This window comes from Cupriavidus respiraculi (genome assembly GCF_914271545.1).
Classification (GTDB): Bacteria; Pseudomonadota; Gammaproteobacteria; order Burkholderiales; family Burkholderiaceae; genus Cupriavidus; species Cupriavidus respiraculi.
This window is the reverse complement of the sequence record NZ_CAJZAH010000011.1, coordinates 19414-40342: the sequence shown is the minus strand read 5'-3', so window position 1 is coordinate 40342 and position 20929 is coordinate 19414. Positions and strand designations below refer to the sequence as shown.

At 64.6% G+C, this 20929-nt stretch carries 27 protein-coding genes; 16 read left to right on the top strand and 11 right to left on the bottom strand.

The window, feature by feature from the left end; all coding sequences use genetic code 11:
• The first annotated feature begins 1 nt into the window (after nucleotide 1).
• From LDO27_RS25465 to LDO27_RS25395, 15 genes are all read left to right on the top strand, one after another.
• Entirely contained in the window at nucleotides 2-1648 is a 1647-nt protein-coding gene (locus LDO27_RS25465; RefSeq protein ID WP_224044650.1) for a DNA cytosine methyltransferase, read from the top strand.
• Nucleotides 1645-2109 (top strand): hypothetical protein, encoded by a 465-nt coding sequence (locus tag LDO27_RS25460; protein WP_224044648.1) that lies wholly within the window; start codon nucleotides 1645-1647, stop codon nucleotides 2107-2109. Before LDO27_RS25465 ends, LDO27_RS25460 begins: the two co-directional genes overlap by 4 nt.
• 4 nt (nucleotides 2110-2113) lie before the next feature.
• Nucleotides 2114-3040, top strand: a complete 927-nt coding sequence (locus LDO27_RS25455) for a DUF551 domain-containing protein (RefSeq protein ID WP_224044645.1) — start codon at nucleotides 2114-2116, stop codon at nucleotides 3038-3040.
• Nucleotides 3040-3378, top strand: a complete 339-nt coding sequence (locus LDO27_RS25450; protein ID WP_224044644.1) for a hypothetical protein — start codon at nucleotides 3040-3042, stop codon at nucleotides 3376-3378. Before LDO27_RS25455 ends, LDO27_RS25450 begins: the two co-directional genes overlap by 1 nt.
• A gap of 410 nt (nucleotides 3379-3788) precedes the next feature.
• Complete coding sequence (locus tag LDO27_RS25445; RefSeq protein WP_224044642.1) at nucleotides 3789-4445, top strand: ParA family protein; 657 nt, start codon at nucleotides 3789-3791, stop codon at nucleotides 4443-4445.
• A gap of 10 nt (nucleotides 4446-4455) precedes the next feature.
• Entirely contained in the window at nucleotides 4456-5472 is a 1017-nt protein-coding gene (locus LDO27_RS25440; RefSeq protein ID WP_224044641.1) for a ParB/RepB/Spo0J family partition protein, read from the top strand.
• 480 nt (nucleotides 5473-5952) lie between these two features.
• The gene (locus LDO27_RS25435) at nucleotides 5953-6921 is read left to right on the top strand and encodes a replication protein RepA (RefSeq protein ID WP_224044639.1); all 969 of its coding nucleotides are present in this window, start codon (nucleotides 5953-5955) and stop codon (nucleotides 6919-6921) included.
• 64 nt (nucleotides 6922-6985) lie between these two features.
• A complete protein-coding gene (locus tag LDO27_RS25430) occupies nucleotides 6986-7447 on the top strand; it encodes a hypothetical protein (protein WP_224044637.1) in 462 nt (153 codons plus the stop codon).
• A 127-nt stretch (nucleotides 7448-7574) separates the two neighbouring features.
• Nucleotides 7575-7796: a DUF2188 domain-containing protein gene (locus LDO27_RS25425; RefSeq protein WP_224044636.1), complete on the top strand. Its 222-nt coding sequence runs from the start codon at nucleotides 7575-7577 to the stop codon at nucleotides 7794-7796.
• Between the two features lie 14 nt (nucleotides 7797-7810).
• Nucleotides 7811-8440, top strand: coding sequence for an ATP-dependent DNA ligase (locus LDO27_RS25420; protein WP_224044634.1), 630 nt, complete (start codon nucleotides 7811-7813; stop codon nucleotides 8438-8440).
• A 50-nt stretch (nucleotides 8441-8490) separates the two neighbouring features.
• Nucleotides 8491-8754, top strand: a complete 264-nt coding sequence (locus tag LDO27_RS25415) for a hypothetical protein (protein ID WP_224044632.1) — start codon at nucleotides 8491-8493, stop codon at nucleotides 8752-8754.
• An 8-nt stretch (nucleotides 8755-8762) separates the two neighbouring features.
• The gene (locus LDO27_RS25410; protein WP_224044630.1) at nucleotides 8763-9149 is read left to right on the top strand and encodes a hypothetical protein; all 387 of its coding nucleotides are present in this window, start codon (nucleotides 8763-8765) and stop codon (nucleotides 9147-9149) included.
• A gap of 50 nt (nucleotides 9150-9199) precedes the next feature.
• Nucleotides 9200-9457, top strand: a complete 258-nt coding sequence (locus tag LDO27_RS25405; protein ID WP_224044629.1) for a type II toxin-antitoxin system RelE family toxin — start codon at nucleotides 9200-9202, stop codon at nucleotides 9455-9457.
• A gap of 72 nt (nucleotides 9458-9529) precedes the next feature.
• Nucleotides 9530-9856: a helix-turn-helix domain-containing protein gene (locus LDO27_RS25400; protein ID WP_224044627.1), complete on the top strand. Its 327-nt coding sequence runs from the start codon at nucleotides 9530-9532 to the stop codon at nucleotides 9854-9856.
• A complete protein-coding gene (locus tag LDO27_RS25395) occupies nucleotides 9831-10064 on the top strand; it encodes a hypothetical protein (RefSeq protein WP_224044652.1) in 234 nt (77 codons plus the stop codon). The genes LDO27_RS25400 and LDO27_RS25395 overlap by 26 nt, the downstream gene beginning before the upstream one ends.
• Nucleotides 10065-10489: 425 nt before the next feature.
• Here LDO27_RS25395 and LDO27_RS25390 read toward each other — a convergent pair whose 3' ends face one another.
• The 4 genes from LDO27_RS25390 to LDO27_RS25375 all read right to left on the bottom strand — a co-directional run bounded on the left by LDO27_RS25390 (nucleotide 10490) and on the right by LDO27_RS25375 (nucleotide 12934).
• Nucleotides 10490-11278, bottom strand: a complete 789-nt coding sequence (locus LDO27_RS25390; RefSeq protein ID WP_224044625.1) for a DNA adenine methylase — start codon at nucleotides 11276-11278, stop codon at nucleotides 10490-10492.
• Nucleotides 11279-11416: 138 nt separating this feature from the next.
• Nucleotides 11417-11992 carry a hypothetical protein gene (locus LDO27_RS25385; RefSeq protein ID WP_224044623.1) on the bottom strand — a complete coding sequence of 192 codons (576 nt, stop codon included), beginning with the start codon at nucleotides 11990-11992 and terminating at the stop codon, nucleotides 11417-11419.
• Entirely contained in the window at nucleotides 11976-12272 is a 297-nt protein-coding gene (locus tag LDO27_RS25380; RefSeq protein WP_224044622.1) for a phage holin family protein, read from the bottom strand. The genes LDO27_RS25385 and LDO27_RS25380 overlap by 17 nt, the downstream gene beginning before the upstream one ends.
• A gap of 23 nt (nucleotides 12273-12295) precedes the next feature.
• On the bottom strand, nucleotides 12296-12934 hold the full coding sequence (locus LDO27_RS25375; RefSeq protein ID WP_224044619.1) for a glycoside hydrolase family 19 protein: 639 nt from the start codon (nucleotides 12932-12934) through the stop codon (nucleotides 12296-12298).
• A gap of 147 nt (nucleotides 12935-13081) precedes the next feature.
• On the opposite strand from LDO27_RS25375, the gene LDO27_RS25370 reads away from it, so the two are divergent.
• Nucleotides 13082-13402: a hypothetical protein gene (locus LDO27_RS25370; RefSeq protein WP_224044617.1), complete on the top strand. Its 321-nt coding sequence runs from the start codon at nucleotides 13082-13084 to the stop codon at nucleotides 13400-13402.
• Between the two features lie 4 nt (nucleotides 13403-13406).
• Here LDO27_RS25370 and LDO27_RS25365 read toward each other — a convergent pair whose 3' ends face one another.
• From LDO27_RS25365 to LDO27_RS25335, 7 genes are all read right to left on the bottom strand, one after another.
• Nucleotides 13407-14090, bottom strand: coding sequence for a hypothetical protein (locus tag LDO27_RS25365; RefSeq protein WP_224044615.1), 684 nt, complete (start codon nucleotides 14088-14090; stop codon nucleotides 13407-13409).
• Nucleotides 14091-14375 carry a hypothetical protein gene (locus LDO27_RS25360; protein ID WP_224044613.1) on the bottom strand — a complete coding sequence of 95 codons (285 nt, stop codon included), beginning with the start codon at nucleotides 14373-14375 and terminating at the stop codon, nucleotides 14091-14093.
• Complete coding sequence (locus LDO27_RS25355) at nucleotides 14375-17539, bottom strand: host specificity protein J (RefSeq protein ID WP_224044612.1); 3165 nt, start codon at nucleotides 17537-17539, stop codon at nucleotides 14375-14377. Before LDO27_RS25355 ends, LDO27_RS25360 begins: the two co-directional genes overlap by 1 nt.
• A 62-nt stretch (nucleotides 17540-17601) precedes the next feature.
• Nucleotides 17602-18171, bottom strand: a complete 570-nt coding sequence (locus LDO27_RS25350; protein ID WP_224044610.1) for a tail assembly protein — start codon at nucleotides 18169-18171, stop codon at nucleotides 17602-17604.
• On the bottom strand, nucleotides 18168-18872 hold the full coding sequence (locus tag LDO27_RS25345; RefSeq protein ID WP_224044607.1) for a C40 family peptidase: 705 nt from the start codon (nucleotides 18870-18872) through the stop codon (nucleotides 18168-18170). Before LDO27_RS25345 ends, LDO27_RS25350 begins: the two co-directional genes overlap by 4 nt.
• 2 nt (nucleotides 18873-18874) lie before the next feature.
• The gene (locus tag LDO27_RS25340; protein ID WP_224044605.1) at nucleotides 18875-19576 is read right to left on the bottom strand and encodes a phage minor tail protein L; all 702 of its coding nucleotides are present in this window, start codon (nucleotides 19574-19576) and stop codon (nucleotides 18875-18877) included.
• Nucleotides 19573-20928: a hypothetical protein gene (locus LDO27_RS25335; protein ID WP_224044603.1), complete on the bottom strand. Its 1356-nt coding sequence runs from the start codon at nucleotides 20926-20928 to the stop codon at nucleotides 19573-19575. Before LDO27_RS25335 ends, LDO27_RS25340 begins: the two co-directional genes overlap by 4 nt.
• Nucleotide 20929: the final 1 nt, after the last annotated feature.

The window sequence follows — 20929 nt, the reverse complement described above, 5'->3', positions numbered from 1 at the left end:
CATGCACGCGATCAACCATCCGCAGACGGAGCACCACTGCGAATCCGTATGGGACGTGGACCCGTTGGCGCTGACGCGCGGCCGCCCCGTCGGCCTGGCGTGGTTCTCGCCGGACTGCAAACACTTCAGCAAGGCGAAGGGCGGCAAGCCGCGAGACAAGAAGATCCGCGGCCTCGCCTGGGTGGCGATGCGCTGGGCAGCGCTGGTGCGCCCGCGCGTGATCATGCTGGAGAACGTCGAGGAATTCAAAACGTGGGGGCCGGTGCTGGCAGACGGCACCCCGTGCCCGAAGCGCAAGGGCGATACCTTCCGGTCCTTCGTTCGGCAGCTGCAAGAGAAGGGCTACGCCGTCGAATGGCGCGAGTTGCGCGCTTGCGACTATGGCGCGCCGACCACCCGCAAACGCCTGTTTCTGATCGCCCGTTGCGATGGTCAGCCCATCGTTTGGCCGGAGCCGACCCACGGCGCGCCGGACAGCGCCGCTGTCGTGGCCAAGCAGCGCAAGCCGTGGCGCACCGCCGCCGAGTGCATTGACTGGTCGATCCCGTGCCCGTCCATCTTCGAGCGGGCGAAGCCCCTGGCGGAGGCCACGCAGCGGCGCATTGCGCGCGGTCTGCACCGGTATGTCATCGACGCGGCGGCCCCGTTCATCGTGAAGGTGAACCATGGCGGCGACGAGTTCCGTGGACAGGCCCTGGCCGAGCCGATCCAAACCATCACCGGAAAGCACGGCTACGGCGTCGTGGCTCCGCACCTGACGAAGTTCCGCACCGGCAGCACGGGCGCTGATCTTCGCACCCCGATGCCGACTATCACGGCCGGCCCGAAGAAAAGGCCGGCTGGCGCGCCGCACGCGCTGGGCATCATCGCGCCGACGATGATCCAGGCTGGCTTCGGTGAGCGCGCCGGTCAGGCACCGCGCTGCCTCGACCTTCACAAGCCGCTTGGCACCGTCACTGCTCAGGGCCGCAAGCATGCGCTGGTATCCGCCTTCATGGCAAAGCACTTCACGGGCGTGGTTGGCCACGAGCTGAGCGACCCACTACACACCATCACCGCCACCGATCACCACGGACTGGTATCCGCTCAACTGGTGGGCTGCGGCGGCCGCGCCGGCCAGAGCCGCCCGCGCGACGCCGGCGAACCCGTGCAGACCATCACGGCCAAGGGCGACACCGCGATCGCAACGTCGCACCTGGTGAAGCTCCGCGGCGAGTGCACCGGCAGCGCGCTGGCCGAGCCCGTGCCGACGGTCACCGCCAGCGGCACGCATATCGGCGAGGTCCGGGCCTTCCTCGTTAAATACTATTCGGAAGGCGGACAGGATCAGGACTGCCGCGACCCGATGCACACCATCCCGACGAAGGGCCGCTTTGGCCTTGTAACGGTGGCTGGCGAGCAATACCAGATCGCTGACATCGGCATGCGGATGCTGGAGCCGCACGAGCTGTACGCCGCCCAGGGGTTCCCCAGCACCTACGTGATCGCGCCCATCATCAACGGCCGCCGGCTGCCGAAGCATGCGCAGGTGCGTATGTGCGGCAACAGCGTGAGTCCACCCATGGCGGCCGCTCTCGTTCGGGCCAACGCGCCCGAGCTGGCGAGTTGGTCCGCCCGCGAGGCAAAGGCCGCGAAGGTGGCAGCATGACCGGAGCGCAACGTCCCCGCGAATGGACCGCCGCTCTCACCAGCCCCACCCGCGGCGTGATGGATGCGACCCCGGGGGCATGGAGCCGTAGCCCTGCGACGATCGAGCGCGTGCTAGTGCGCGAGGTCTTGCCAGGCGAGCTGCCGCACGCACCGACCGGCGCGGTCGACCAGCCCACCGATGTGGCCACCGCTATCCACCAGGCCATGACGGATCTCGCACGAGATCTCGGCTGCTTTTACAGCGATGCGATTCCGCACAACGCCGGCCTGTTCATCCCGGGGGAGGCACGCGCCTGCGCCAACCCAGCGGACGCGATCCGCCGGCTGTTTGCACACGTGCATGCCGGCGGGCTGATTCATCGCCCACCACCCTTGCAAGCCGATCCACCGAAGGCACGCGCCAGCAAAGAAGTGCCCTCCCCTATCGACCCGCGCCAGGTGGCGCTTTTCTCCGAGTGACGCAATGACAAACAAGCCGATCACGAACTACCCCGCTCCTGCCCACCCACACAGCGGCGGCCTGACTGAAGACAAGATCAGGAGGCTCATCGAGCAGCACGATCCATGCGGCCAAAGCCGGAGGACTTACGAGTACACCCGCGCCATCGAGCTCGCCACGCTCGCCCGTGTTGCGCCGAGCGTGCCGGTGGTCTACCCGGCCGACGTGGAAGAGGCCCACCGTAACGGTTACACCGAGGGATTCAAAGCCGCAGAACGCATCTACGCCGCATCGCAGCCGGTGGGCGAGGCTGTGGCGACCGACTCTCAGCGGCGCGTGCAGCCCTGGATGCTGGCGTGTTTCGGGGCCGAGATCGCCGCCGACGTGCAAGAGCGCAATCACCGCTTCCTCGAAGAAGCATTGGAGTTGGTGCAGGCGTGCGGCGCCACGGCGAGCGAGGCACACCAGCTGGTCGACTACGTCTACCGCCGCCCGGTCGGTGAGAAGACGCAGGAAGTTGGCGGCGTCATGGTGACGCTGGCCGCCTTGTGCCTCGCCCAAGGCCTCGACATGCACGCCGCGGGCGAAACCGAACTGGCCCGCATCTGGACGAAGGTCGAGCAGATCCGCGCCAAGCAGGCCGCCAAGCCGAAGCACTCGCCGCTGCCCGAGCATGTCCCATCGGTGGCGCAGGCGGGGCTGCCGTGGGTATCCGTGAATGACCGCCTGCCGCCGATCGGCACCGGCGAGCGCGTGCTCGTCTACACCGAAGGAGCGGATTTCGCGGGCGAACAGTTTTTCGACATCAAGGCCGATGACCTGTACCCAAGCCCTGACGGCGAGCAGGACGCACGCACTGAAGTCGCCGCCGCCGCCACGCACTGGATGCCGCTTCCGCTACCGGGCTTCGCCATCCTCGCCCGCTCCGGCCAACCCGCGCAGGAGGGCTAATGGAAGCCGAACGCCTTTCAGCCAAGCAAGTCGAGGACTGCCTCGCGCTAAATCCGTTCGATGGCGACTTCGGCTCGCCCGGCGACATGGTCTTTGCGGATCGCGTCTGCCTCGCGCGAAAGCCGGGCACCTGCAACGACTGTTTAGGCGCAATCAACGCAGGGGAGCAGCAGCGCCGTCTCGACGCAAAGTTTGACGACACCATGCGGTCCTACCGCTGGTGCGCTCACTGCTGCCACGCGATGGCGCTGAGCTGGCATGACAACGGCGCCGCCCTACAGGCGCGATGGAAATTGCGCGACCGCGCCAACCAACAGGAGGGCCACTGCAATGGCTGACCCGAAACCGCGCCGGCCTACCCTTTCGCGCGACGCCGCGATCCTAGGTGCCCGCAGCGACTTCCAGAGTTTCATCGCTGCGAACCACTCCTCCCGATGGGACGCGCACGACAGCCTCGGGCCGCGTGACCGCGCCGCAGCAGTCATCAAAGACCTGTGCGACGTTCAGTCGCGGCGCGAGTTCGACACAGATCCCGAAGCCGGTCGGAGGTTCACCCTCCTGGTCGCCCTGCCCTTCAGCGCGTGGCGCAGGAGCAACGGGTAGCCGTAGTTTCTACGTAGAAACCACGCAGCGGGCGATGCCCGCTTTTATTTTCTTTTTATTTTTATTCTTACTGTATATCATCCGTCGCATGCCCAGGGAGGTTTCTACGTAGAAACCTCGGCGGCGCCACTAGGAGCTAAGGCACATGCCAGCGAAGATCATCACGGTGTTCAACCAAAAAGGCGGCTGCGGTAAGACTACGGTATCCCTGAATCTTGCGGGGACGCTGGGGCTCCGCTCGCACAAGACCATGCTCGTTGATTTGGACCCGCAAAACACAGCGACCATATCGTCCGGCCAAGCGCCCGAGGACAAACCTTTTCCGGCGACAGTGATCAATCTCGGCCACCACCCGAAGCCGCACCAAGAGATCCGAAAACACGTCGCGGATTATGACTTCATCGTCATCGACTGCCCTCCGGCCATCGAGTCCACCGCACCCTCCGTGTCGCTGCTCATTTCCGATGTTGGGCTCATCCCGGTAGCAGGCTCCGGCGGCAATATGTGGGCTGTCAAAGAAGCGAAGAACCTGGCTCTACGCGCGATGGCTGAGAACGAAAACCTTCAAGTCCGCACGCTGGCGAACATGAACAAGAATCGCACGATCAGCCGGCAAGTCTTCGAGCTGCTGGGCAAGGACGAGGAGATCCCGCTTTGCCAGACGGTCATCGGCGACCGGGCGGCATATCCCGAAGCGGAGGTTATGGGCCAACCCGTGACTGCATTGAACGCAAGCGCCAGAGAGGCAAAGCGCGAGGTCAACGCACTGGTGGACGAAGTGCTATCGCTCATCAAGAATTAAGGATTACAAGATGGCTACAAAAGGCAAAAAGAATTTCCTCGATTCACTTGAAGCCGGCGCTGAGCGCGATCAAGCCATCCGCCAGACGGCGGCCCTAGATCGGTTCGATCGTGTGGACGATGTATTGAGCGGAAGAACGAATCTCCTTCAGACGGGGGAGGGCACATCCGCCAAACCGAGCAGCGCCAATGAAAGTTTCCACGTAGAAACCTTGGTGGCGGAGGGTAGGGCGTCGAGCCGGTATGCGCGTATCCCTCTGGATCTGATCGATGACAATCCGCTCAACAGCCGCAAGTTCTACGACGAAAATAAGGTGAAAGCGCGGGCTGCTTCGATCGCCGCCGAAGGTCAAATGGTCCCGGCGCCGGTGGCACCTAATCCCACCAAACAGGGCCGCTATACCCTCATTGACGGGCACTATCGCAAAAAGGCGCTCCTCCACCTTAACCATTCGGACATGGAATGCCGCATCTTGGAGGGCCTGTCTCCGGTCGACTTCTACAAGCTGGCGCATCTGCTGAACAACGAGCGCGAGCAGGAGAGCATCCTCGATGTGGCGTTTTCATATCGGCAGCTGCTCAATGCCGGTATTGCAAAGACGGACGAGGAGTTGGTCCCCATCGTCGGCGAGAGCAAAGCAAAGATCAGCAAAATGCTGGCGCTAGTGGAGCTGCCGCAATCGGTTCTCGATGTGATCACGGAGAATCCGGACGCTTTCGGCGTTTCGGTGGGCTATGAGCTGACCCTATACAACAAGGTGGCAGGCGAGGATAAGACGGCAGAACTTGCCCAGCGCATTGCCGCGGAGCGCCTTCCATTCACCAAGGTGGAGGCGATCCGCAAGAAGGCGGAGGAGGGCACCCGCGCAAAACGCAACACGTCGCGTCAGTACAAGATCATGCGAGCCGGGCAACCCATCGGCACCCTCAAAGAGTGGGACAACGGTCGCGTCACTGTGGACATGACCTTTGACGATCCTGCGAAGCGCGAAGCCTACGTGGCCAGCTTGCTGGACGAAACGAAGTAAGCAGGGGAGGGGCGCCATCACGCTGAAGTGGGGGCGCCTTTCACGCTGATCTAGGGGCGCTTTCGGCGTCGGCCCACTGGCAATGCTGCCTGTGCATAAAGCCTGTGGACAGCGGCACTTATCCACGCTGAAGTAGGGGCGTTCCAACGCTGATGTGGGGGCGCCCGCCCGCTGATGTGGGGGCGCTTTCACGCTGAAGTAGGGGCGGTCGGGCGCTGATCTAGGGGCGATTTCCCTCGTAACTCGTTGAGGTATAAGGCGAAATGGCGGCCTCTAGTTTACTGATAAGAGTAGTTTACTTATAGCTTTGCTGGTATAGCGACGCGCTTCTGTGGACAACCTGCGGTTGCCCACCATACGCTGCGCCGCCCACCAGCAATGTAGAGACACAGCGACAGTCAACACCGAGCGCCCCTAGATCAGCGTGACCGCAGATCCGGCCCTGTGCTATACCACGCAAACTTTGTGGAGTTGCCATCAATGGCCAGACCGCTGCATATCGTGACGAACGCAAAAGAAGGGGAGGGCGGCCAAGCCGCCGCCGGCGGCATCCGCCCCAGCATCGCCGCTCGCCTCTTTGAAGAGTCTCAAGCCATGGAGCTGGAGGACGCGAAGGCCGCGGGCATGATGGGCTTCATGGGGCGCGCCCTGGTGCAAGCCACGCTCCCCTACAAGGAACCGGACAAGGATCTCCGAGCCTGGGGGCGGCGCGCCGGCAATGTCAGCCTGGTTATCCAGCCGGGCGTCTACTTTGACGAGAAGGGGAAGGACCAGAGCATCGGCTATCCCTACGGCACATATCCCCGCCTGCTCTTGGCATGGATCGCAACCGAGGCTTTTCGCACAAAGGACCGCCAGCTGGTGCTCGGCGATCGCCTGTCGGACTTCATGGAGGCTCTCGGCTACACCAGCCAGAACGGCGGCCCGCGAGGAAACATCACCCGCATCCGTGAACAGATGAAGCGGCTATTCGCGGCCCACATCGCCGTTGTCTACGGAGGAGAGCAGGGCGCCGACTTCGGGCAAAAGTCTTTCCTCATCGCGGACGAAACAGATCTGTGGTGGGACCCTCAGCGCCCTGACCAGGCCGGCCTGTGGCAATCCACCATCACCCTGTCCGAGCGCTTCTACAACGAGGTGATCAACACCCCGGTGCCGATCGACCTGCGAGCGCTGCGGGCGCTCCGGCAATCGCCGATGGCCCTGGACCTGTACTGCTGGCTGACGTACCGCAATTTTTCGTTGCGCGCCCCTACGACTGTCCCCTGGGAATCGCTAAAACAACAGTTTGGGTCCGAGGCCGGGCGGGATCGAAAATTCAGGGAGGTCCTCAGCAAGCAGCTGCAGCAGGTCCTGACTGTGTACCCGGCAAAGGTGCAGCCGACGAAAGAGGGCCTGTACCTGGAGCCCTCGCGGACCAGTGTCCCGCGCTTGGTGAAAGACTGGTAGCCCGTCGCGTGACGCCTTGTGCGCGCTGCCGAGAATGTTCTTTATGTTAAAAAGGAGATAGACGTTGTCCGAGAAAGCGAAATTCATCGCATCGCAACAGACCGAAGCGGAGCAACGAGCGGCCGCTGAAAAAAAGGCCGCCGAAGACATCGCGGCGTTCCAGGAAGCATCCTTGCAGCTGGCAAAGGACCTGAAGAGCTGGGTAGAAGGCACTCCCATTACCGCTGAAACGCGGCAGGTTACGGTCCGTGACGAAACGGTCCGTAAGGAATACGCCGCCACCGAAACGACCCTGCGATTCAATGACAAGCGCTTGGTGTTCCGGCCCAACGCCCTTTACCTGCTTGGAGGAATGGGGCTCGTGGAAATTGGGGGCCTTAAGTACGACGCGCATCTGACGCGCATCAACGGGACATATCCATGGCAATGGACGCTGACGGTGAAACAAGCGCCCAAGAACCAGCAGCAACCCGCTCGGTTTGATGAAGAGGCTCTCTTCAGCCTCCTGAACAACCATCTGAAATAGCCAGCACTCGGACGATATGGCTCCCTACGTTGGGGGCCTCTCTTTCCTCGGCGCGATGTCGGACGCAAACGGATGGCGACGACCGTCTGGCCCGCCACAATGTGTACATCTCTCACGGAGGTCAATCATGGGAAAGAACGTCCACGTAGTGCCCAAGGACGGCGGCTGGGACGTAAGCCGCGAGGGCGGCCAGCGCGCCAGCTCGCACCATGCGACCCAGGCCGAGGCCATCGAGGCGGCCACCGCCGCGGCCAAGCGCGACAAGGTCGAGCTGCTGGTCCACGGCAAGGATGGCCAGATCCGCATGCGCAACAGCTTCGGCAACGATCCCGCCCGGACCAAGGGCTGACGGGCAAGGCGGTCATGCCGCGTGCCCAGGCAGCGCCGCTGGCGGCCTTCGAGCCCATGCTCCTGTGCGATCGCAAGACGCTGCCCAGCACAGGGCACTGGCACTACGAGATCAAGTACGACGGCTACCGCGCGTTGGCCGGCACTGCGCCGGCGGCGCTTCGAACCCGCAACGGCGCCGACGCGTCCCGGTGGTTCGCCGAGGTCGTCCAGGGGCTCAAGGCGTTGCCGCGCGGTGCGCACGTGCTGGATGGCGAGGTGGTAGTGCTGGACGAATACGGCAGGCCGGACTTCGACCGGCTGCACCGACGCGCCAGGCGGCGCGGCTATCGGCCCGGCGACGACCTGGTGGTCTACTGTGCGTTCGACCTGCTGGTCTATCGCGGCCGCGACCTGCGCGCCGAGCCGATCGAGACACGCCGCGGCCACCTGCAGCAGCTGCTGGCGGACCCGCCCCGCGGCATGCTATGCGTCGGCACTGTGGACGATGGCCAGTGGCTGTACCAGCAGGCCGTCGCGCTGCAGCTGGAGGGCATCGTGGCCAAGCGCGCCAACAGCCCGTATGTGGGCGGGCGGTCGGCCGACTGGCTCAAGATCAAGCGGCCCGGCGCGATTCCGCCCGGCCGCTTCCATCGCGCCATCTGAGGCACCGGCTTCGTTATACTGTACATCCGTACAGTACTCGCCTCCCCGCCATGCCCGCCACCTACCCCACCGCGTCGATATTCCTAGAGGCCCATTTTTTCGGTGAAGACCGCGAGGAATTGCGGCTACCCTGCGAGGCCGTGACCGTTGGCCAACAGACCATCGTAGTGCGCGGCGTCGAGGCGCGGCAGCTGACGCGTCTGCGCTGGACACCCGATGCGCTCTCGTTCGACGTCTACGACCACCACATCCGTCACCGCGTGGGCCGGCCCGAGGCGGTAGACCCTCTCACGGTACGTTTCCCACTTCGGTAGGCCGCCCCATGCCGTCGCCTCGCAACGAGCACCAGTGGGCCAAGCAGGCGAGCACTGACGACGCCCACCAGGACGCCACCGCGCGCGCCTTTCCCCCTCCGCTGACCCGCGAGCAGCTGCGCGCGATGTATCGCCGCAACAGCACGCCCGAGGTCCGCGATCTGCTATGGGAGATCGCGCGCCTACAGGCGCTGGCGCGCCGCGCCGCTCAGCTCACGGCCTGCTTTCCGCTGTACGACAGCCACGCGACATCGCCGGCCTTCCCGACCCTCCTCGAGGCGATACGCCGGCAGCTGGACACCGAGCCCTGCGTAGTGGAGATGGCGAGTCGGGCGCGCGAGTTCGAGGAGGTATTCTCGGCCGTTCCACATGCCACGCGCCGCCGGGGCAGATGAAAACATAACCGTTCTTGACGAACGGTTATATTACGGTTATAGTCTGATCCATGGCGAACAACATTGAATGGAAAGCCAAGGCGCTGAAGCAGGTAGGCAAGCTGGATCGCCCGACGCGCAGCAGGATCGTGAAGGCAGTAGCAGAACTGGAGGGGATGCCGAACGTAGCGAATGTCATAGCTCTAACCGATCACCAGTATGGTTACCGCCTGAGAGTTGGAGATTACAGAGTGTTGTTTGATTGGGATGGCGGAATCAGGATCGTAAGCGTGCAAGAGGTGAAGATCAGGAACAGATCGACCTACTAAACAAGGGGCCGGCGGGAGGGCCGGCCCTGTTCTCGTAGCCCGTAGCCAGTAGCGAATAGAGGAACATCCAACATGGACCGCGTACAGATCATCACCGATGGCCAAGGGCAACCGGCCTTTGCCGTCATCCCCTACGCCGACTACGTTGCCCTGCGCAGCGACACCGATAAGGACCTGGTGCCCCATGCCGTGGCCGAGCGCATCCTGGTTGACGAAGTGCCACCCATTCGCGCCTGGCGCGAGCACCTGGGCCTGACGCAAAAGGAGGTGGCCGAGCGCCTCGGCATCAGCCAGCCGGCTTTTGCCAAGCAGGAAAACGCCCCGCGGGTGCGCAAGGCGACGCGCGAGAAGATCGCGGCCGCCATGGGCATCCATGCGGAGCAGCTCGACGTTGCGTGACGGCGTGGCCGGCGAGGAGACCACCATGGAGCACGACCTGTATTCACGCGATGGCACGCAGGATCTGATCGCCAGACTGCGCGCCAGCAAGGACGGCACGCCGACCTACGACTGGTGCCGCGTCCATGCCTCCAACGTCCAGGCCGCCATTGACCTGCTGGAACAATACCTAGAACGGTATGGCCCACTGGCTCACCGGCCTCTCTGATATATTGACGTCGCCGGGAATGCGAAGCCCGGTTGCGGCCTCGCAAGCCGCTCAAGGTGAAATGCCTGTACGAAGATTGAGACGGTGTCTCAATCCAGCCTTAAGGGCGTAGAGCTGACCCGTGGAAGCGCCCGCAGGAGTGATTCATGCGGATAACGCGGAACCGGGCGCGAGGGACCATTCTAGACAGGCCGCTCGCAGCCGCCATGCAAGGGCGGGATACAAATTCAACAGGCTAACTGCCTGTGGCCACAGGCTTTCCCCTGACGCAATCATGGCGAAAGTAACTGTGAAGGTGGATGTGAAAGTCGACGTGGCGGCATGCCTTAGGGCGTTATGCTGGGTCATCTGGATCATCGCGACCTGACGTTGCGGGCCGGCGCGAGCCGGCCCGCACAGTCGAACGAGCAGCGCGTTCGTATTGCTCAGAACAATCCCGCCGGTTCTTCTTCCCTGTCCCAGCTGTAGATGATCACCTCGCGCCTGGCGACGCCCTGGCCGCCGCCCACGGTGTAATTGATGTCCAGCGACTCGATGTCAAAGCCGGCGAAGATCCGCCGGATCTCGGGATGGTCGTTCAGGCTGACGATGGCCTTGCCCTTGAGCCCGCGCATCGCCTCAGCCATGCGCTCATATTCGCTCAGCGGGAAGTCCACGCCATACCCTTCCGTTTCCCAATAGGGCGGGTCCATGTAGAACAGCGTATGCGCGCGGTCATAGCGCGCCAGGCACGCGGACCAGTCCAGATGCTCCACGAAGGCGCTGGCCAGCCGCAGGTGCGCCGCCGACAGGTTCTCCTCGAGGCGCAACAGGTTCAGGCCCGGCGGCGTGGTGGTGGCCGTGCCGAACGTCTGGCCGTCGACCTTGCCGCCGAAGCAGTTTTGCTGCAGGTAGTAGAAGCGCGCCGCGCGTTGAATGTCGGTGAGCGTGGCCGGCTTCGTTTCCTTCAGCCACTGGAACACCTGGCGGCTGGTGAGCGCCCATTTGAACTGGCGCACGAATTCCTCAAGGTGATGCTGCACCACGCGATACAGGTTGACCAGCTCGCCGTTGACGTCGTTGATGACCTCGACCTGGGCGGGCGGGCGCATGAAGAACAGGGCGGCGCCGCCGGCGAACACCTCGACATAGCACTGGTGCGCGGGGAACCGCGAAAGAAGAGTCTCCGCGAGCCGGCGCTTGCCGCCGATCCACGGGATGATGGGATTTGCCATTCTGGTGAGCCTTTACTTTTTGGTATGATCCGCCCGCCTCCTAGGAAGGTGGCAGGGCCTTGGCTGGGCTCACTGGCATGCTCAGTGTGTTCGGTGGCCACCGGCGGCGCTGCAACGCCGCTGGTGGTCGCCCTGTCTTTACTCGCCGGCCACGTTCACCTGCTCGCGGACGGCGTTGTAGATGTCGATACAGGCGTTGGCGTCGCGGATCCCGGCATTGCCGTCGACGGCGATGGCGTAGAGAGCCGCTCCAGCCTCTGGAGCAAGTTCGGCTCGCGCTTCACGAAGTCCCCAGGCAGGGCCGGCATGCGCGGGCACGTCGCCGGCGCCGGAGGCCGGGAGGGCTGCGACGACAGGGACTGACAGCCGGACAGTGCCAGCGCGCAAAGCAGCAATACGAGCAGCTGCAGCAGACTTTTCCGCATCGATTTCCTTTCTGGCTTGCGCCATGATGTTGTCGCGGGCCAGGCCCGCATTGCGTTCCGACTCGCGGTACCGCTCCGACCAGCCCGCCGAATCCTTCCACGCCTCCGCCAGCTCTGCCTTGTGCGCGCCGCGCTGCTCAGCGAGCTGCTTGCCGTAGGCGTTGGCCTGCCAGCGCCACGCACTGGTGCCGCCGATCACGAGCCCCAGCCCGAGAACGACCAGCAGCACCAGGACGTAGCCCTTGCCACTTGCCAGCGCGCCGGCCACGCGCTTAACGAGATTGATCACGGCCACCTCCCTGCCGGCCCATCCAGCGCCGGAAGAACAGTTCAAGGTACTGGCTACCGACGATGCCCAGCGCCGAGCCGATTCCCAGCAGCGCGGTGAGCGACATCTCGGGGAACTGCATCAACGCGACACCGGCCACCATCGCCGTGGCTGAGCCGAGTAGCGCCCGCCCGAGAACCAGGCGCAGCTTGATCGGGTCATCGCTGACCAGCATCTTGCCCACCGCGATCACCGCGCCCAGCACCAGCAGCGACAGCACTGCGTTTTGCTCTTTTTCCATTTGCACCCGTTCCTTTCGTTGGGTCATGCGTGGATGAATTGCCGCGCCAGCAGCCATCGCTGCTCGCGTTGCTCGATGCCGTTCTCCCCGCCGTTGATCCGGCGGGTGAGCTGGCGAAAGTCGCCGCGGTCGGCCAGCTGGTTGCAGCCGTTCGCGTACCAGAACCACGCCGCCGAGCGCGCGGCCAGTGTGTCGTCGGTGGCCAGCAGATCGGGCTGACTGACCAGGTCAACGCCGAGCGCCTGCCCGCAGTCGCGGTAGTTGTCGCGGAAGGTGATCTGCTTGAGGCCCCGGCCGCGATGTCGCCAGCCGTCGCCGCTGGCCGCGTCGCCGTTGCCGTACCGGCCCGCGTAGGCGATGTTGGCGATGCGGGCCTGGCGGTCCAGCGGGACCATCCGCTCGCCGGCCTGGCGGCCGAGCTGCCGGGCCACCGCCGGCGTCATGCGCGAGAAGGTGGCCACCAGCGCTTCAGGCCGGTAGTCGAACGATTCCGACAGGGCCGAGAACCCCCGCGATTCGTGGCCCACCTGGGCGATCCATTGCGCCACGCGGTGCGGCTGCAGGATTCCGAACTCGAAGAGCGCGGCCGACACGGGCGCGAACCAGCGATCGGCGAGCGCCGCCGACAGGCCGGCCGCCTTTTGGAATGTCTGTTTGTCCATGGGAAATGAAAAAGCCCGCGAGCGCGGGCTGGGTGGAAAAGGAGTTCAGCGGGTTGGACGGCGGCGGCGGGAGACTTCCACCCTACAAAAGGGGGGCGGTTTTACCGTAGTCAGAAGGTGAGCCCGCCGTTACCATCGGCGCGGCCAATGTCGGCCAAACACAACAAAACGGACAAGAAAATGGGTCAGCTCCACACTATCGCCACCCGAGCGCTGCCGGCGCTCGCCGCCGCCACTCTCGCCGCCTGCGGCTCCTGGGCACCGAAAGCGATGCCCGAGAACCCCAACGATCCCGCCCAGGCGCTCTACAACGCCCGTAAGGCGATGTATGCATGCCTGGACGCGAAAGCCTCTGACTGCTCCACCGAGCGCGCCCGCGTCATCGAGGCAACGCGGGTGGCCGAGGACGCCGATATCCGGCGGGTGCGCCAGTTGGGCGGGTCCTCATTCAAGGTCGGGGGGATGTGACCGGCTACAGACCCGTCACGTCGATGATGAGGTACTGAGCGCTGCCGCCAGCGAACCCTTGGTAGAACGGCTGGTTCATGACCACGTTTTCCTCATAGGTGCCCAACCTTAGAACCGACCCAAGGAACACCGCGCCGCAGATTTCCGTGATGACGTCACCCCGGGCATTGGGGTCGGTCGGCGGTGCCGGCGATACCCAGTACTGCGAGTACGCGAACGACCCCTGGCAGACCGCATAGATTCTGCTGGGATCGAGCGCATAGTCCGCCGGCGGGTTGGTCGCCGCAGGGCTAACCCAGTCCACCACGCGCATGTACTTGTAGCCGGAGCTGAAGGTCAGGTTGCCGGCGGCATCGAACACGTCGAAGCCCCAACCGCCGGCCGACACGATGGGACGGTCGAACACGTAGACGGTGATCGGCGTGCCCACGCCCGCCGAACAGCGCATGCGCACTGTCCACACGCCGCCGCTTTCGTGAATGCTAAAGACGGTTGCGTATCCGGCAGTGCAGCGGTACGCAAAAAACGGCGTGGCGCCGGCAAAACTGAACGTCAGGTCGCTGCCGTAGTACTGCGAAGCCGGTGGCCCGGTCTGATAGGTCTGCGCGTGCTTGAGCGCCAGATTGGCATAGGTGTCATCGATCTGGACTGTGCCCCAATCGTTGACGACCCTAAACTCCCACGTCATTTATCGCACCCCATAGAAAATGTACGATGGCGCCCGGTAGATCGGGCTGTCGAACGTCCAACTCAGCGTGGTCCCGCTCACGCTGATCCGCGGCACAAAAACGCCCGAACCCGCGGCCGGCATTGCAATAGCAAAGCCGGTACCTTGCGCGAAGGCCGGCACATTGATTGAACCGTCGGACGTTCCTGTCCACTGCGTGCCGACGACGCGCCCCAGGCGGTCGCCGCTGCCGAAATTGAGCGAACCGTCGGCATTGAACGCCTCGAGCACATACTGCGAGGCCATCAGCTTCGTCTCCCGATAAAAATGCGTGTGGTCCCGTTCTGGTCCCACATGCGGATCGCGGTCGGCCGCTGCTCCATGCCGCCGGAGGCGTCCCCGGCGTTCTGCTCGAACACCCCCGACTTGTCGAGGTACCAGGTCGGCCGGCCGTTCGGCGCGTAGGTGTTGGACTGGATGGTGTTTCCGATCTTGGCGTTGGTGATCGTCCCGTCGCCGATGAATGCCTGGCTCATAAAGACCTGCCCGTTCTGGATGACGAAGGGCGACACCACACCGCTGCCGTTCGGGTGAATCACGGCGAACCGGTCAGCAGCCACCAGCACCTGGCTCTCCACCACTTCGCCATCGCTCTCCACGCCGATCCCAATGCCGGCCAGGTACGTCCGGCCGTCCTGAGTGATCTGCGTCTTGATGGTGTACATCGCGGCCAACTTGCCGTTCTGATTCGCCACCGTCTGCGCGATCGTCTGCACCGCGGCCGAGCTTTGCCCCACCGTCGCCTGCATGGTGGTGATCTGCTGGGCCATCGCCATGTCCGCCGCCTCCAGCGTGGACTGTGTCGAAACGATGCCGGCAAAGACGTTGTCGTCGCCGGCATAGTCCTCGTCGCTGCCCGCAAAGGGCGGTTGGATCGAGTCGATAGCGGTAAGCAGCCCGCCGGCCAGCTGCGTCTTGGTGATCTTGCCGGTGAGATAGTCGAGTACCTCGTCGGCATCGGAGCTGCTCTGCCCGATGATGCCGACTCCGGTCGGATACCACTCGCCGATGTTGCCGCTCTTGTCGACCAGGCGCGCCCAAAAGAAGAACGTCACGCCGGCGGCCAGCCCCATCATGGTGTGGGTGTTCTGCGGATAGGCGAAGTCGGCCAGCTTGATCGCATCCTCGCGCTGGCTGGTCTGGCTGTACCAGATCTCGGTGCGCTCCACATCGAGCGGTCCAGCCGGAAAGCCCCAATCCAACCGGATGCCGAACACCAGACCGGTGGCAAAGAAGCTGCTCACCACAGGAGGCGGCGACGTCTTGCCTTGCAGGTACGTCTCGGGCGAGTAGGCGGGAACCGATGCCACGTCCAACGGGTTGATCGCCCGCACGCGCGCGACATAGGTGCCCGCGTAGATACCCCTGACCTCGATGCTCTGCGATCCCGTGCGGCCCGCCCGCACCCACTCGCTGTTGTCCCGGCGCCATTCCACCTCATAGGCGATGGCCTTGGGGGCGGCCTCCCACTTGATCTCCATCGTGGTGATAGCGATGCCCTGGTCGATCAGCGAGTAGGTGGCGAACCCCACGTTGGTCGGCGGCGGCTGCACGGACGGCGGGATCACCGTCACCGGCCGCGGCTCGATCCGCGTGCCGTTGTCGATCGCCGCAAACTTGCCTGGCTCGTGCTTGACCGCCGTGATCGAGTAGGTGATGCCATCCCCCTCTGCCACGCTCAGAATGCGGAACAGCTGCGCCTTCAGCTCCGCGCTCTCGATCGCCCACACCGACTGCGGCTGCAGCGCCTCGGTCCAGTCCGCCGATACCGTGATGCTGTCGCCATCGAGGGCGGCCACCGTCCGGGTCTGCGCCACCCCTGACGGCAATACCACGGTCAGCGTATTGCCCACCTCGATCTGGTCAGCCTTGTCGAGCACGACGGTGCGGCCGGCCGCGCTGCGAATGCGGCCGCCGATGCGGCGCCCCGCCCGCGCCGGGTCGACTACGCGGACGATGCTGCCCGGCCCCACCAGCGCGGCGTCCAGCCCCACCTGGAACGTCACGGTCTCGGTCTCCAGCCGGCTGGTCAGTAGAATCCACTGGCCAGCCCGATGCGCCTGCCCCTGGGACGTGCAGCCGAAGGCGATCACCTCCGTTTCCTGTACGCCATACCGGCCCATGCCCTCCTCGTCGGGCACGTACTCGACCTTGGCCCGGTAGAAGTCGTCCGGGTCGTTCCAGCTCACCAGCGCCACGGTCTTGCGGCTCTTGCGCGAGCTGCCCGCATAGGTGAACCGGCCGTCCACCACGTTGGCCGCGGTGAAGGTGTAGACCGGGTCTGCCGGCATGTCAGCCACGGCCATGACGTTGCCCGAGGCCCAATACGCCATGCCGCGGAAGATCGACGCCAGGTCCTGCAGGACCTTGTATGCGTCGGCACGCGACTGCAGGTAGCAGTTGCAGGTGAAGCGCGGTTCCTGGCCGCCCTTGCCGTCCGGCACCAGCTGGTCGCAGTACTGCCCGATCTGGTAGAGCGACCACTTGTCGATCATCGCGGCGTTGACACGGTCGCCGAGGCCGTAGCGCTGGTGCAGCACCAGGTCGTAGAAGACCCACGCCGGGTTGTTCGTCCAGGCGGTCTTGAAAGTGCCGTCCCACACGCCGATGTACGTGCGGCTCTCGGCGTCGTAGTTGCTCGGCACCCGGATGATCCGGCCCCACTGATCGTAGGAACGGGTCGGAATGTTGTTGAACTGGCGCGCGTCGACCTGAATGCCGACGATGGCGCTGTTCGGGTAACGCAGCTTCGCGTCGATGATTTCCGTGATGGACTCGACAATGGTCGTGTCCTGGATTGTGCTGCTGTTGGCGTTCGGGGTGAGGCGCCGCACGCGCACCGTCCAGCCGATGGTCGCCGGCGGCAGGTTGATGCGCTCGCTGCGCTCATACTTGCTGGTGGTCTTGCCATCGAAGGCCGAGGCGAGCACCTGCTCATAGCTGCCGCCGTCGGTGGCCACGTCGATCGCATACTCGACCCGGTAGCCGCCAATGTCCCCGGTGCTGGTGTTCGCCTTGGACAGCGCCGGCACTGACAGCCGGATCCGCACGGCTGACAGCTGGATGTTGGTGACCGCGCGGCTCCAGGCCGACGCCGCAGTGAGCGTCACCGCGACGGCCGTTTCGTTCTCGACCGCCGGGAAGCCGGGAATGTGGTCCTGGTCCTGCGTGCCGACACGGTGATCCACCGTGACGTTCTGGAAATTGGCGCTGCCATCGTCGTTGACGAGCGGCGTGCCGTCCAGGTAGACGCTGCGCAGTCCGTTGACCAGGCCGCCAATCTCGCCCTCCGAGATCAGATCGAGCACCCTCGCGTAGGCGATCGAATGCAGGCTATCGGGGCTCTCAGTCGGCGCCGAGCCACCGCCGCCGCCCTTCCCTCCCCCGCCATAACCGATGATGTCGCGCATGTGTATTGCACCAAAAGAAAAGCCCCGCTCGGAGCGGGGCTTCGGACTGAAGAGTGAGGTTGCTACGCCTGATCTTGTGCGTAGATGCCGCCCGATATGACGGCACTGCCGACGATCATGCGGCCGTACAGCAGCGGCACCGGGTTGCCCTGCGCTGTGGTGTTGACCGGCCCGTTGAAGTTGTAGCTGGCGCCGTTGTCGGGACCATCCTTCGCGGATAGGCCGCGCTGCTGCGGCGACAGCATCTGAACGACCCCGCCGAGCGCCAGCGCCGCGCCGAGTTGCATCAACTGCGGCTGGCCGAAGTAGAAGCCGACCACCAACAGCGCCGCGCCGATGATCGTCTGGAAGATGCCCCCGCGCTTACTGCCCCGCAGCACCGGCGCGATGCGGATATCGTCGGCGCCGGGCGGCATATCCAGTTCGTTGGCCGCGAGGTTTTTCTTGCCGGCAAAGACGGCATACGCCACGCCACGACCGTGGCTGGTGCCGAGTTCTTGGCGGAAGCCTGGCAGCAGCACGCACAGTGCGCGCACAGCCTCTGCAGCGCTGGCAACGGCCAGCCGGTGGATGCGCCCGAAGCGCGCCCCCAGCGCGCCATACAGGCGAATGGTGCGGATCTTGTTGGTCATCCCTGATACCTGAGCACGCAGCGCGTGATTTCTTGCCAATAGCCGCCGTACACATCGCGCGACGACAGCCGGCCGTGGAGGTGATGAAGCATCAGCCCGTCGCCGAGGTAGATGCCGGCGTGGTTGGGCACCGGGGCGCGCAGCTGCATGAGGATCACGTCCCCTTGCTGGTCCGGCGCGTCCTGCGAGACCACGGCGAAGCCGGCCTCGGCGTAGTGCTGCATGTACAGGTCGCCGCCCTGCGCCCACCAGTCATCCCGGCGCGGGAAGTCGCGCAGCTCGATGCCCAGCTCGCGCCGGTACCAGTCGCGCACCAGGGTGTAGCAGTCCAGCACGCCGTGCGCGAACTGGCGGCCGACCAGCGGCGCCTCGTAACCCTGCGGCGCGATGGTGCGCAGATCATCGGCCGGCCACGACAGGATGTGCCACGGCAGGCCAGAAGCCTCGCAAGCGACCAGATCCGCTTCGCTCGGCGCCGCCGGCGCGTCGGGGTGGCTATGGACCACCGCCACCACGTCGCCGAGATCCTCGGCCGCGGCATAGTCTTCGGCCGGCAGGATGAAATGCTCGCCGCCCTGCGCTGCGTTGCGACAGGCGACATAGCGCTCGCGGCCGCGCGCAACCACCACCAGGCCGCAGCACTCGCGCGGATACTCCGCGGCCGCGTGCGCGCGAACCGCGTCCAACGTTGCTTTTTCCATGATCAGCCTCGGATGAGATCGGCGGCCGGGAAGGAGCCGAACGGCAGCGAGTTGTTCTCGCCGAATCGCGCCTTGCATGACGACAACCGGCCGCCGCAACGATCCAGCGCCGGGTCACCCACTGGGTTGTCGTTCCGGTCGAAGTAGGCCAAGCCGGTGTAGCCGCAGTACGGGCCGCGGTACTTCCCGATCGCCAGCCAGCCGCACACGTTGGCGACGATCTGGCGGCGCGGCAGTTGCGTGCCGTTGAAGTCGAGGGCGCTCGACAGCTCGAAGGTCACGGCCTCGTTGGTTTCCTCCGTCTTGCGCTCCACGAACCAGAACTCGGGCGCGTACTGCTCATCCGGATCGGCGTCGGGATTCCCCTGCGGGAAATTGGCGGCATCCAGGTATTTGCCCAGCGTCTGCATGCGATGCAGCGTGGCGCCCACCATATCGTCCAGGTACAGGCACATGGCGGTAATGGAGCCGTCCACGTTCCCCACCGACACCGTCGGCGTGGGTTGCTGGCCCTCGCCGGTGCGCGCGAACCCCTCGGTGCGGATGGGCCAGGGCGAGTACTCGTTGCCCTGCCACCAGATCGGGCCGACGCGCGTATGGCCATGGAAGCGCAGCTGGTCGCCGCCGATCGCCGTGGCGTCCAGCTCGAATAGCTCGATGCGCTCGCCGGGCTCTAGCGTCTGGATGTCGTAGTTGATCTTCATGTCGATGCCTCGAGCTGCGCAAGACGCGCCAGGGCCTGCTCCAGCGCGCCGGCCAGCTCTTGCACGGCCGCGCCCAGCCTGGGAACGAGGCGCGAGTAGTCCACGGCCTGCGGCACAATCATCTGCTGGACATCGACCACATCGCCGGGCTGCACGTCGTCAGGGTCATACCCCTCCCGAAACACCGGATACCAGTCGCCCATGGCGTCCTTTTCTCCGGTCACGGCACTCGGCAGCTCCTCCTGCAGCTCATGCGCCAGGACATAGTCGTACAGCTTCCCCGGCTCCGCGCGAAACTCGCCGGTATAGAACTTCATGCGCCGCACGCTCTCCAACGCGCCGGCCATCGGCGCGTAGTTCGCCTTGACGCGGTAGTCGGATGCGGAGTTGTATGCCACCGCCGAGTCGCTGGACGCGATGTGCCCAACCGAAACACCATTCACGGTGAGAAAGTTGACCACGGCATTGTTGCCACCCACCACAGGCCGGGTTTCAACGCCATATCCATACCCGGAGCCAAAGCCGCCGACGAACAGCTTTGTCGCGTTCTCGGAAGTGTCTACCTGCAGCCGTCCCGGAATATGGACCTGGCCGTTCTCGTACAGCCGCATCATCACCCGCGTGTTGGCGGAGTTGACGAACTGGATGCACTGCTCGTTGGAATTCGAGCGCATAAACGGCTGGTATTGCCCGGAAGCTCCCGACGAAAGGGTCAGCCTGTTGGAATAGGCGGGGCCTGCGCTTAAGGGACGAATATCGAGACCGGCCGGGGTGATCCCGATCATGTTGTCGTAGGTGCCGGGCGCTGTGAGCATGCGCTGCAGCCACACCGAACCCCCATCCGCACGCCACTGCCACCGACCGACCGGCGCCGTCTGATCCGTCTCTGTCAGCATCAGCGTGGGCGCGGCGCCAGAGATCTCCAGGACGCCGTCCTTGATGATCGACGGCGGCTCCGCTGTCGCGTCGAACATGTCGGCACCATTGCTGTACAGGAGCTTTGACACCCCGCGCGGGATGACGATGCCGGTGGCCGCGCCGGTCACCTGGAACGTCACCGAGAAATTGCCAGCGGTGCTATTGCGCACCACCCACATCATCGTGGTCGTCGGGGGAACCTGGATCACCTTGTTGCCGGTGATGTCGCCGACGAAGTCGATGATGCCGTTTAGCGCCTCCGTGGCGGTCAGCACCACGGTGCCGGCCCCGCCGGCGATGCTCTTTTGCAGCCGGCCCTGAGCGCGCAGGTACAACTCATCGAAGTTCGAAATGGTCTTGACGTTCGCGGTCCGGTAGGTGTCGCCGTCGCTGCCGGATGGCGGCGTGCCAAGATTGATTGTTTGCTTTGCCATG